Source organism: Flavobacterium aurantiibacter (genome assembly GCF_002251775.1).
Lineage (GTDB): Bacteria > Bacteroidota > Bacteroidia > Flavobacteriales > Flavobacteriaceae > Flavobacterium > Flavobacterium aurantiibacter.
Map to the genome: position 1 here is coordinate 40,137 of NZ_NOXX01000199.1, position 12,312 is coordinate 52,448.

General features: G+C 41.2%; 12 protein-coding genes. 8 read left to right on the forward strand and 4 right to left on the reverse strand.

From position 1 onward, the window contains the following. Positions 1 to 61 precede the first annotated feature (61 nt). The 7 genes from CHX27_RS09150 (at position 62) to CHX27_RS09180 (ending at position 6,959) form a co-directional block, all read left to right on the forward strand. Positions 62 to 346, forward strand: a complete 285-nt coding sequence (locus CHX27_RS09150) for a hypothetical protein (RefSeq protein ID WP_094486469.1) — start codon at positions 62 to 64, stop codon at positions 344 to 346. A 168-nt stretch (positions 347 to 514) separates the two neighbouring features. Then, on the forward strand, positions 515 to 2,326 hold the full coding sequence (locus CHX27_RS09155; protein WP_094486470.1) for a tetratricopeptide repeat-containing sensor histidine kinase: 1,812 nt from the start codon (positions 515 to 517) through the stop codon (positions 2,324 to 2,326). A gap of 2 nt (positions 2,327 to 2,328) precedes the next feature. Further along, positions 2,329 to 2,979, forward strand: a complete 651-nt coding sequence (locus CHX27_RS09160; protein ID WP_094486471.1) for a response regulator — start codon at positions 2,329 to 2,331, stop codon at positions 2,977 to 2,979. 226 nt (positions 2,980 to 3,205) lie between these two features. Next, a complete protein-coding gene (locus tag CHX27_RS09165; RefSeq protein ID WP_133063448.1) occupies positions 3,206 to 3,688 on the forward strand; it encodes a DUF6252 family protein in 483 nt (160 codons plus the stop codon). A gap of 209 nt (positions 3,689 to 3,897) precedes the next feature. Beyond that, positions 3,898 to 5,745 (forward strand): tetratricopeptide repeat-containing sensor histidine kinase, encoded by a 1,848-nt coding sequence (locus CHX27_RS09170; protein ID WP_165764480.1) that lies wholly within the window; start codon positions 3,898 to 3,900, stop codon positions 5,743 to 5,745. Continuing rightward, a complete protein-coding gene (locus CHX27_RS09175; protein ID WP_094486483.1) occupies positions 5,739 to 6,389 on the forward strand; it encodes a response regulator in 651 nt (216 codons plus the stop codon). Before CHX27_RS09170 ends, CHX27_RS09175 begins: the two co-directional genes overlap by 7 nt. Before the next feature lie 120 nt (positions 6,390 to 6,509). Then, positions 6,510 to 6,959 (forward strand): hypothetical protein, encoded by a 450-nt coding sequence (locus CHX27_RS09180; protein ID WP_094486474.1) that lies wholly within the window; start codon positions 6,510 to 6,512, stop codon positions 6,957 to 6,959. Positions 6,960 to 7,038: 79 nt separating this feature from the next. Here CHX27_RS09180 and CHX27_RS09185 read toward each other — a convergent pair whose 3' ends face one another. The 4 genes from CHX27_RS09185 to CHX27_RS09200 all read right to left on the reverse strand — a co-directional run bounded on the left by CHX27_RS09185 (position 7,039) and on the right by CHX27_RS09200 (position 11,827). After that, complete coding sequence (locus tag CHX27_RS09185; RefSeq protein WP_094486475.1) at positions 7,039 to 8,793, reverse strand: aromatic amino acid hydroxylase; 1,755 nt, start codon at positions 8,791 to 8,793, stop codon at positions 7,039 to 7,041. A 166-nt stretch (positions 8,794 to 8,959) separates the two neighbouring features. Further along, positions 8,960 to 9,493 (reverse strand): DUF4136 domain-containing protein, encoded by a 534-nt coding sequence (locus tag CHX27_RS09190; protein ID WP_094486476.1) that lies wholly within the window; start codon positions 9,491 to 9,493, stop codon positions 8,960 to 8,962. Positions 9,494 to 9,657: 164 nt separating this feature from the next. Continuing rightward, positions 9,658 to 11,637, reverse strand: coding sequence for a urocanate hydratase (locus tag CHX27_RS09195; protein WP_094486477.1), 1,980 nt, complete (start codon positions 11,635 to 11,637; stop codon positions 9,658 to 9,660). A 4-nt stretch (positions 11,638 to 11,641) separates the two neighbouring features. Continuing rightward, on the reverse strand, positions 11,642 to 11,827 hold the full coding sequence (locus CHX27_RS09200) for a DUF5522 domain-containing protein (RefSeq protein WP_094486478.1): 186 nt from the start codon (positions 11,825 to 11,827) through the stop codon (positions 11,642 to 11,644). A gap of 61 nt (positions 11,828 to 11,888) precedes the next feature. Between CHX27_RS09200 and CHX27_RS09205 the strand changes: the two genes are divergently transcribed. After that, on the forward strand, positions 11,889 to 12,218 hold the full coding sequence (locus CHX27_RS09205; RefSeq protein WP_094486479.1) for a hypothetical protein: 330 nt from the start codon (positions 11,889 to 11,891) through the stop codon (positions 12,216 to 12,218). The last annotated feature ends 94 nt before the right edge of the window (positions 12,219 to 12,312 follow it).

Below are 12,312 nucleotides of genomic sequence, written 5' to 3' on the forward strand. Positions count from 1 at the left end.
TAAATAAAATTCGTTTTTGATTCAGCCATTATTCGACGTGTAATGATAATTTGAAGATTTTATGATTTGGTCAATTCTGTTTTTATTTGTTTTCGGCGCGATGTTGGCTGTTCGTTTTTGGAAACAAAAGCGTCTGAGCAGCCGTAAAGCTAATGATAGCGCAATTAAGTTACTCGAAGATCAAATGCAACTTCAGCAACAGCGAAACGAGCAATTACAAACGAAGGTGCATTTAGCAAAGGAATTTCAAAAGTCGTATTTTTCAGCAGCTACTTCACTAGAACAAAAGCGATTTGAACTTACAAACGAACTCGTTTCAAAAATTGTCAACTGTCAAGAAAAATAAGCGAAAACCAAATTTTGTTAAATTAGAGGATTCCAACTCGCACTAACGCATGCAAAAATATTACCTGATTTTTTTCTTTTTGCCCTTGTCGCTTGCCAAGATCAACGCACAGCTCGTCCAGAAACGACTGCGAAAAACAACAAAGCTATTGCGAAATACTACGAACAAATGCTCAAAAGCAACGGGGCAGGCGCCGATTCGAATGCTAAAGCTTTGGATCTGCTCAAGAAAGGGCTCAACGCAAAAAGTACCGCAGTCGATTCGTTTAAGTATGCAGTTTCCTTCGGAATTCACAAATCTACAAAGGGCGCGTATTCCGAGGCATTACAGCAGTTAGAATCTGCAAAAGAAAATTTGAAACGTATTGATAACGACACGTTGCAAACCGATTGGTTAATGTGGACGGCAATTTGTCATAAAAGTCGCGGCGATTATTCCTTGGCGTTTCGCTATGTTTTTCAAGCCCTAAAAAAGTATGAAAAAATGGGCTTTTCACAAGGAATTGCGCGCGTTTACGGAACCTTAGGTCAAATTTATTTACAGAAAGAAGATTTACTTTCGGCCGAAAAATACTTACTTAAGGCAAAAGCTGTTTTAAAAGATAAAAAGCCCCTAGAGCGCTATCTTTTCACTACACATCATTTGGCAAATTTTTACGGTATGCAAGGAAAAATCGATAAGGCGCTTGCTCTCGACCGAGAAGGCTTGCAGCTTGCAGAAGATATTCCGCATCTAAAAGTTACTTTTCTCGATAACAAAGCCAATTGTATGTTGTACACCGGCAAACTCGACAGTGCTGCGCATTACTTTAGGGAATGTTTAAAAGTGGATTTTCAAGTCGGAAATCAGAAGCAAATAGCCGATTCATATAGCAATTTGGCCGTTGTAGCTTTGTATAAAAAAGAGCTTTCACAAGCAAAAAAATACATCGATAGCAGTATGAACTTATTGCAATCGGCAAGCAATAAGTTTAATGTGGCTAAGTCGCTACAAATTCTTATTGAAATTCATAAAGCCGAAGGCGATTTCAAAAAAGCTTTGGAAGTTACTGAGGTCTATGATAAGTCGTATCGAGAAATGATTAACGAACGCAAAGAAGATGCGCTTGCAGCCTATCATATTCTTTACGAAACCGGAAAAAAAGAAGATGCACTTTCCAAACAACGATTGCAATTAGCTGAAAGTAAAGCGGCCTCAAATCGGAAAACGGCAGTAATTGTTATCTTGCTTTTAGTTGCCGCGCTAATGGCAATCATTGGTTTTCTCTTCTATAAACAACAACGCTTAAAAGTGCTTCAAAAAGAGAAAGAATTTCAACTTAAAGAAGCTCTTGCCGTGGTAGAAACGCAAAATAAACTGCAAGAACAACGCTTGGAGATTTCTCGCGATTTACACGATAACATCGGTGCACAACTTACCTTTATTATTTCATCCGTCGATACTACCCGAAGTAGTTTCGAAATAAACGACACTTCGTTAGATACCAAATTACAAGATATAAGTGCCTTTACAAAGTCGACGATCTTGGAATTGCGCGATACGATTTGGGCGATGAATTCCAATGTTATTAAGTTCGAAGATTTACGCGTTCGTTTGTTGAATTTTATCGAAAAAGCACAATCGAATGTCAGCGACGTTTCGTTTGGCTTTGAAGTCGATAATGAGTTGAAAGCGCTAACGCTGAGTTCAGTAGTTGGGATGAATGTGTATCGAACCATACAAGAAGCGGTGAATAATGCCATCAAACACGCCAAAGCTTCGGAAGTAAACGTACTGGTAAACAGTGATGATGCGGCTATAAAAGTGATTGTTTCTGATAATGGAATTGGTTTTAATCAAGAGGTACAAAACTTTGGTTCCGGACTCTACAATATGGAAAAACGCATCGAAGAAATTGGCGGAAGTTTTCAAATTATTTCTCAATCGGAAAACGGCACACGCGTGCAATTCCGCCTTTATAAGAATCTTTTAAATACATAGCTATGATTAGGTTTGCCATTGTCGACGATAATATTTTTCTTCAAAAAGCAATAATAGAGAAATTAGCCTTATTTCCAGACACAACTTGCAGATTCACTGCGAAGAACGGAGCAGAACTAATCGCCAAATTAGAAAAAGATCGCCATGTAGATTTGATTCTTATGGATATAGAGATGCCAGTAATGAACGGAATTCAAGCTACTGAAGCGGTAAAAAATAGGTTTCCGCAGATTAAGATCATTATGTTAACTGTTTTTGATAACGACGAGAACATTTTTAAATCGATTAAAGCTGGCGCCGACGGCTATTTATTGAAAGAAGTGAATCCGGAAGATTTGTACCAAGGTATTTGCGATACCATGCAGGGCGGAGCCACCATGACACCTTCTATTGCTCTTAAAACGCTGAAGTTATTTCGCAATCCGATAGCATTTGAAGATACCCAAGTAAGCCGTGAGGAAGTGTCGCTTACGCCGCGAGAAATCGAAGTTTTGGAACAACTCAGCAAAGGTTTGAAGTATCAGGTCATCGCCGAAAACTTGTTTCTTAGCTTAGGTACTATCCGAAAACACGTCGAGAATATTTATACCAAATTGCAAGTTCACAATAAACTCGAAGCCATTCAGAAGGCAAAAGACAATTTTTTGCTGTAATGAAACAACCTCTGGTCAAGGTAAAATGGGAGCTATATTTTTTAGAATGCTACTCGCTTATAATCTTATCGAAAGGGTCATGTATCGTTTTTGTTATCAACTTTTTCAGTGATTTCCCTATTTGATTTTACATCTGACTTATAAAAAAAATAGGGCAACTGCCTTATTGCAACACCAATACGGGAAGACGAATTTTGATTCAGTTCAAATTCTAATTCTTCAAGTTATGAAATCAGTTTCTAAATTTTTCTTTTTGGTAATACTGTTCGGAATATTTTCCTGCAGTAACGACGACAATGGTTCGGGATCAAATTCGGGGTTTTTCTTACGGGCGAAAGTCAACGGACAAAATTACAGCAGTTTCGTTTCCCCGACAGCAGTATCGGTTGCAGGAATGCTGATGATTCAAAGTAGTGCGAGTTCAGGAAATTCCATTCAAATTCAAATTGCGAATTATGACGGCGTTGGTACCTACACATCGGGCAACAACGACTTAACAGCCGGATACATCAACTATCTCCTTTTAGGCGATACGCCAACGAGTTTTCAAACTTTTACGTCGGTTCGTGGAACAGGAACAGTGGAAATAACCGAAGTTACCGAAACTTCGATATCCGGAACTTTTTCTGCGACAGCGCCAGAGAACGTGCCAGGTGCCACAAACCAAGTTTCTATTACTGAAGGCAGCTTTAGAGCCGAGTTACAATAAAATGTAGTAGTAGCGTTTGTTTGATTTCCCTCGGCGTCAGTTATTGTGTCGGGGGTTTTCTACTTCAATACGATAGTTTATTTCCTAAAATTTAGTATCTTACAGAGATTAACCAACCAAACCCACTCATGAACAAGCGCCTATTTTGTAGTCTGCTTTTCAGTCTTGTCGCGCTCTGTAGTTTCGCTCAAAATCGACAGATCGATAGTATGTTGCGGAAGTTAAACACCGGAACGGTCAAAGAACGCTTCAAGAACCTAGTAAAAATAAGCGATGCATACACGCAAACCGACTATAATAAAAGCATTCAGTACGCACGAGCTGCCGTTGAGTACGCGCAGAAAGTGAGCGACAAAAATTTTGAAGGAGAAGCGTATAACGTATTGGCCAACGGTTTTCAGTTTCATGGAAAACTCGATTCGGCATTGATTTATCATCAAAAATCGCTGGAAGCAAGAAAAGCCATTGGTGCAAAGAAGGAAATAGCCGACTCGTACAACAACTTAGGCGTAGCTTACGATACTTCTGGCAAATACCGACAAGCGCTGAGTTACTATTTTGCGGCATTAAAAATTTTTGAAGATTTAGCAGCCACACCGCAAGTAGCGATGACCTGTACCAATATTGGAATTGTGTATAAGGAAATGAAAGACTATACAAAAGCTTTGAAGTACTACAACAAAGCGTATTTGCTTTATCAAAAAACTACCGATGATTTTGGCAAAACTGTTTCGGCAGGAAATATGGGATCGATCCTGATAAATTTTAATCGATATAAAGAATCGCTTTCATACTCAAAACAAGCTTTTGCGGGCTATCAAAAACTTGGTTATGAAACGTATACGGCATATCCGCTGTCGAATATTGCCGTGGTTTACGATAGTTTACACGTTTTTGAAGAAGCAGAAAAAGCTTACCGCAATAGCATAAAATTGCATCAGAAGTTCGAGAATACGTTTGAAATTGCCAACATTAGCTGCGCTTTTGCTAATTGCTTGTACAAACAAAACAAATTAACCGAAGCCGTTTTTTGGGCCAAGCGTGCCGAGCAAGTTGCCACCGAAGCCGAACAGTTTTTATTAGTTGTTAGAGCTTATGAAATACTTGCCAAAGCTTATCGAAAAAGTGCCGATTATAAAAATGCGTCGCTTTACGCAGAAAAGTACGCTTCCGGACGCGATCATTTATTTGAATACGAGAAAACCAAAGCCAGTTTTGAATTAGAAACCGTATACGAAACCGCAAAGAAAGAACGCGAATTGCTGGCACAGCAGGCAAAAACAGAACGTCGAAACATTACAATAGTTGCTTTGAGCGCAATCGCCGCACTTTCTGTTGCACTCGGATTTTTATTTTACAGACAGCAAAAGATAAAAAACCGACAACAATTGCAAAGTTTTGAACTTCAAACAGCATTGCAGCAAATAGAAACTCAAAAGCGACTTCAGGAACAGCGCGAGAGTATTTCCAGAAATTTGCACGATAATATCGGCGCTCAACTCACATTTATCATTTCTTCTGTAAACAACATCGGTTTTGCATTTAAAAACAGCGACGATAAAATTCTGCGAAAGCTAAAGTCGGTGGCCGATTTCACTAAAAGTACAATTGTAGAATTGCGCGACACCATTTGGGCGATGAACGAAAGCCATATCTCATTCGATCAACTCAAATTGCGGATTTTGAATTTTGTGGAAAAAGCCAGCGAAATGTCGCAAGTAGCATTTACGTTTTCGATCGACGAAGATTTGAACGCACGAACTTTTACCGCCATCCAAGGAATGAATCTGTATCGAATTATTCAGGAAGCAGTAAATAATAGTTTGAAATATGCCGAGGCAAAATCCATTGCCGTTTTGGTTTATCAGGACGAAACACAGCTCACAATTTGTATTTCCGACGATGGTAGAGGTTTTGATATGGAAGAAATTATACTCGGAAATGGTTTGTTAAACATGGAAAAACGTGCAAGAGAATTGTCGGGCACATTTGAAATTTCCAACAAAAATCTCGGAACGCAACTTTGTGTTCGCTTTCCCAAAGCTCAGTTATTATGATACGAATCGCTATAGCCGACGACAATGTATTTTTGGTAAAATCGACAGTTGAGAAGTTGCAATTTTTCGAAGATTTTACGGTAAAATTTACCGCGAAAGACGGCCTCGAAATTGTAAAGAAAGTTGCCGATAATCCGAATATTGATGTCATTTTAATGGACATTGAAATGCCGGGAACCGACGGTATTGAAGCCGCTCACGCCATTAAACAAGGGTTTCCACAAATTAAAATCATTATGCTGACCGTTTTTGATAACGACGAAAATATTTTTAACGCAATTAAAGCCGGTGCCGACGGATATTTGTTGAAGGAAATTGATCCGGAAGAGTTGCACAAGAAAATTCTGGAAACTTGTAACGGTGGCGCTGCTATGCATCCATCGATTGCCTTTAAAACGTTGAAATTACTCCGAAATCCGACCGTTGCCGACAGTTTTGAATCAAGAGAAGAAATTGCGTTAAGCGCTCGAGAAACCGAGGTTTTGGAGCAAATCAGCAAAGGTCTGAATTACATCAATATAGCCGAAAATTTGTTTTTATCGCCCAGTACCGTTCGCAAACATATCGAAAACATCTACGGAAAACTACGTGTGCACAGTAAGCTAGAAGCCGTTGAAAAAGCAAGGAGAAATAACTTGATTTGAAACCTACTAGTTTTTTGTTCGAGCTCCGCACTGATTGAAAGCAATCGCCAAATACGATTTTTTTCGGATGGTCTACTAGTCAATAGTTTTACAACTTCGTGATGTAAAAAATCAAACATCATGAAGAAAGTACTTTTATTATGCATGGCTGTTATCAGCTTCATTTCAACGAGCTCCTGTAGCGACGACGACAATTCAAACAACGGCGGAGGGAACAATAATACTGCTGGTTTTACTTGGCGCGAAAACGATCCGAATGGCGCGGTTAATCAAGCAGCTGCTGCAACATTTAACACGCAATTCAATACACTAATTGCCACTGCGGCCGACGGAACAACTTTATTTGAAATCAATTTATCGGGGAGTGCTGCGGCCGCATATACTTTGTCGAGTTCAGGTGCAAACATGTTTACCTACACCGGCGAAAATCCGTTTTTTGTTGCTGAAGGCGGAACAGTTACGATTACTTCGAACTCCAACAATAAAATCACAGGAACATATGAGGCGTTTCGAACCGGAAATGGCTTGACACGCCTTTACGGAACTTTTACAGATGTTCCCGTGAATTAGAAATTAGAGTAGTTCCCGTATACAAACAGCATGAAAAGAGCGGATTTTTGGTCCGCTCTTTACTTGCATGTATATTAAATTATACCTGTTCTAATTTTAAGACTAACTCAATACCATTTTGGATCAAGTGCGCAATTTCTTTACGACTTTCCTTCCGAGTTTCAAGTAATTGTAGTGCAGCATTTTGTAGTGCTTCGTTTTCGTCTGCATGTGCTAATTCAAGAATTTCGACTGCCAAAAGCCAATCTTCGGGAAAACGTGTTTCTAAGGTTTGTAAAATCTCAGACAAATTAGCTGTTTCAGTGCCGTTTCGATGTTTGCGAACTGCCGCATACAGTGCTTCTAAAGCCGAACGCTCGTCTGATTTTTTAGCTTTTATAGTTGTGGAAGATGGAACGTGCGTAATTAAATCGAAGCTACGTACGTCGGCTGGTCCTGAGAATGTCGAAACAATTTTTTTGCCCACCGCCATATCGTAAACGCCCCATTCTGGTCGGAACAATACGGTATCTCCGTGCTTTACTGTACAATCGCGGAAGCTTATGATTATGATTTCACCTTGTAAATTCCTGCTGCCTGTGATTATTTCACCTTCCACAGTTAAATCGCCTTCAAAAACCAATTCCACGCGCTCGCCTTCGTAAATGTCGTAGGCACGTAAATCCCGTGGCGACATATCTTCGATGGCTAAATTGATGCCTTTTAGTTTTCCAATCGGACTACCAAAGCCGTCTTTGTGCGTTTCGGTTCCGTGACCTACTAATTCTTTCTCGCGGTATGCTAAAGCGGTTTTACCCGTTGTTTGAATATAAATTGGCTTGCCTTCGTGAGAGATTACATTAGTGAAAACGCCCGAAACTTGAAGTCCGGTAGATAATTCAACTGTTCCCAAGGCTTTGCTGCTTACTAATTTTTTAACACCGCTTAAACCACCTGTTCGAAGCGACATGCTATTAGCAAATTCTTCTAAAACTAAACTCAAATGTGCAAAATCGGGTGTTACAAAAAGCTGAGGTTGTGGTTTAGTGATGTCGAAACTTTGTTGTGCAGCGGCAATGGAGTAGGGGAGCTTTTGTACGGCATCGGTCATGCACCAACTACTTTCGCCAATCGACGACAATAATCCCGCACCGTAAATCTTCGGATCGTCTAAGCTGCCAATCAATCCGTATTCCACAGTCCACCAATGTAAGTTACGAATTTGAGCCATTTCCGAAAGTTCGCCCATATTGTTTTGAAGTTCATCGACACGTTTTTCCGCGGCAGCGATATCTTCCGGCGAGGCATCTTCAGCTTCTTTCAAAATCGATAGCAAACGTATCGCCTCGTACATTTCGTAATCCTTGTGCGATGAAATGGCTTTACAACCAATTTCGCCAAATCGGCGCAAATACTCAGCATATTCCGGATTTGCAATGATCGGTGCATGACCAGCGCCTTCGTGAATGATATCGGGTGCCGGAGTATATTCGATGTGTTCTAATTGTCGGATGTCGGAGGCAATTACCAAAACATTGTATGCCTGAAATTCCATAAAAGCATTTGGCGGAATAAAACCGTCGACAGCAACGGCTGCCCAACCGATTTCTTTCAGAATCCGATTCATCCCATACATATTTGGAATTTCATCAACACTGAGACCGGTTTTCGTTAATCCATCGACATACGAATGATGCGCAACTTTCGAGAGGTAATCCACGTTTTTACGCATTACGTAGCGCCAAACTGCTTGGTTTATAGGTGTGTAGTCGTCGTAATTCTGTGGCTTAATGAATTGTTTGAGATGTTGCGGTAAGCGGTCGATCAACGGATTGCTAACAAAATGCTCAGACATAGGTAATTTTTTAGCTAAAGTACAAAAAGTACAACGACGCACCACAGCGAAAACGTTGTAAATGCGTCGTTGATTGCGTTAAACTGAAATTAAAATAGCGCTTTAAAAAGTTAATATACGTCCGTGGAACAAACGAATTCTTCTACAATTTCAGAGAAAGATGTTTTTATTTTTTTGGTTGTGGCGGATATTGCGCCAGGATTTCGGATACAAATTCGCGGATTTTCGCTTCTTTTCGTTTTGGGTGCAAGTCGAGCAGCCCGTCGCCCTGTCCTTGCCAAACGAGTTCTTGTTTGCGAGCGTCAACCACATCGATGTAGAGTGTGCCGTAGGTGTCTGTAGTTACAGAATAATTATTCCAACCCCAAGGACCTCCCCAGCCCCAGCCCCAACCCCAGCCCCAGCCGGCGTTCCAGTTGTTGACGTTCACTTCTTTGCGCTCTTTGGTGAAAATGTTTACCAATACATCCGGATTATCCGATTTTGTAAAACCTTTGCTTTGCAACGATTCTTCAATAGCGGATGTTATGCGTCGTTTGTCTAAGTCTGAAATAGCAACTTTAGCAATCTCAGCAGTCATTAAATTGTAGGTTTTGTAGGCAGTAAAATCAACTTTATTGTCGAAATCTGCCGAAACGTGCACGCTACGGCATCCCACCGTAAGCATCAGCACCATCAGTAAAAAAACAGCCTTTTTCATTTTCTTCTCTTTTCTTTAATACTCGTGTACGCGGCAACTACATTAAGCAATATCGAAGTAAACAGTAAACTGTATTTAATGTACAGACTATCGATTAGCCAACCTAAAGCCAGAAGTACATTTGCGAATAGAAAGATTTTTAAGCTTCCAACTTTTTCCACTGTTTACTTTAGCAACTGCTCATCTACCAGATTTGGGATGGTAACTTTTAGTAAGGGTTGCGCTTCCATGGCGCGTTTTATAGCAAAAACAGCGTTTTCATTTCGCGCCCAGTTTCGTCGTGCAATACCGTTGTTAACGTCCCAAAACAGCATCGATTCCAATCGTTTAGCTGCTTCTTCTGTACCATCAAGAACCATACCGAAGCCGCCGTTTATCACCTCGCCCCAGCCAACACCGCCGCCGTTGTGTATTGATACCCAAGTGGCACCTCTAAAACTGTCGCCTATTACGTTATGAATCGCCATATCGGCCGTAAATCGGGAACCGTCGTATATGTTTGAAGTTTCGCGGTACGGCGAATCGGTGCCGGAAACGTCGTGATGATCGCGACCCAAAATAACTGGTCCGAGTTTTCCTTCGGCAATAGCTTGGTTAAACGCTGCGGCTATTTCAACACGGCCTTCCGAATCAGCATATAAAATGCGGGCTTTCGATCCTACTACCAAATTATTTGCTTTAGCACTTTCAATCCATTTGATGTTATCCATCATTTGCTGTGCAATTTCTACCGGAGCTTTCTTCGCTAAGCGCTGTAAAACATCCAAGGCTATTTGGTCGGTGGTGTCGAGATCTTCCATTTTTCCGCTGGCACAAACCCAACGAAACGGACCGAATCCAAAATCAAAGCACATCGGACCCATGATATCTTGCACGTAACTCGGATACTTAAAATCGATGCCGTTTTCTGCCATAATATCGGCGCCGCTTCTACTGGCTTCCAGTAAAAATGCGTTTCCGTAATCAAAAAAGTACGTGCCGTGTGCTGTGTGTTTGTTTATGGCCGCTGCGTGTCGCTTCAAACTTTGGCGCACCTGATCCTTAAATGTTTCCGGATCATTAGCCATCAAATCGTTTGCAGCTTCAAAACTTAAACCTACGGGATAATAGCCACCTGCCCACGGATTGTGCAACGAAGTTTGGTCGGAACCAATATCGATCATAATGCCTTCCGCATCGAAACGTTCCCAAACTTCAACAACATTTCCTAAGAAGGCAAGCGATACTGCTTCTTTGGCCGCTTTTGCATCTTTAACGCGTGCAACGAGTGCATTTAGATCGCTGTAAATTTCGTCTACCCATTTTTGTTCGTGTCTGATCTGCGTGATTTTCGGATTTACTTCCGCACAAACCGTTACGCAACCCGCAATGTTACCAGCTTTAGGTTGTGCGCCGCTCATGCCGCCTAAGCCCGAGGTAACAAACAAGCCGCCGCTCGGATTCTTGCCAATTTTTCGAAAGGCGTTTAAAACGGTAATCGTGGTTCCGTGAACTATACCTTGCGGACCGATATACATATACGATCCGGCGGTCATTTGTCCGTATTGCGTAACTCCTAATGCGTTGAATCGTTCCCAATCGTCGGGTTCTGAGTAGTTTGGTATCATCATGCCGTTGGTCACAACCACACGAGGTGCGTTTTTATGCGACGGAAATAAACCCATCGGATGTCCGCTGTACATCACTAAAGTTTGTTCATCGGTCATGGTTGCCAAATACTGCATGGTAAGGCGGTATTGCGCCCAATTGCTAAACACGCCGCCGTTTCCGCCATACGTAATTAGCTCGTGCGGATGTTGCGCCACAGCATGATCCAAATTGTTTTGAATCATTAACATAATGGCTTTGGCTTGCTCGGATTGTCCGGGATACTCGGAAATAGGTCGGGCGTAAATGGCGTAATCGGGTCGGTAACGATACATGTAAATACGTCCGTAGGTTTCGAGTTCCGCTTTAAATTCGGGAAGTAAAGCAGCGTGCAGTTCCGTTTTAAAATAGCGCAAGGCATTTTGTAAAGCTAATTTAGTTTCAGCCTCGCTCAAAATAGCCTTTCGTTTCGGTGCGTGATTTACTTTCGGATCGTAAGCTTTTAACTCGGGTAAATAATCGGGAATGCCCGCTAGAATTTCTTCTTTAAAAGTCATGCTTTTATTTCTTTTTTCTGATGGTGTTTGTTTTTTTGTCGAATCCGTACGGGCAGTGGCGACAGCCGCTCTTGCAGCAATAACCGCGCTTTAAGTGCCACTTTTCGGTAAAACAACGATAGCCTTCGGGAGTCAGATAGTAATCATCTCCTTCTTTGGGCTTTTCTTCTTGGAATTTATTTGGTTGCATAACGACTTAACAAAATTACGCGTTTAATCTCATCTTTGTAAACCGATTTAACATTTAGCAAATGATTGTTGTAGCTCCATTTTTGTTTTCGAAACGTTTTCGCGCGCTGGCGGTGTATCCGTTTATTTTTGTGGCAACGGCTGCCGATGCGCGCGATGCGGTTTTGGTGCAGCACGAGCGCATTCATTTTAGGCAACAAAAAGAGCTACTCTTCGTATTTTTCTATCTGTTTTACGCCCTCGATTTCCTGCGAAATATGTTCGTTTATCTCGGAAATGCCCATAAAGCGTACCGCTACATTTGTTTTGAACAAGAAGCCTACACTTTCGAACACGACGCTAATTACCTCAGTGCGCGCAAGCTATTTGCTTGGTGGAAATTTTTGGGATAGCTGTTAGCTGTTAACATCTAACACTTTTTTTCCTTTTTCATTTTTTTCTATTCTTTCTATTTTCCGTGCCCATCCTGCCGCCGAATTTAGTGGA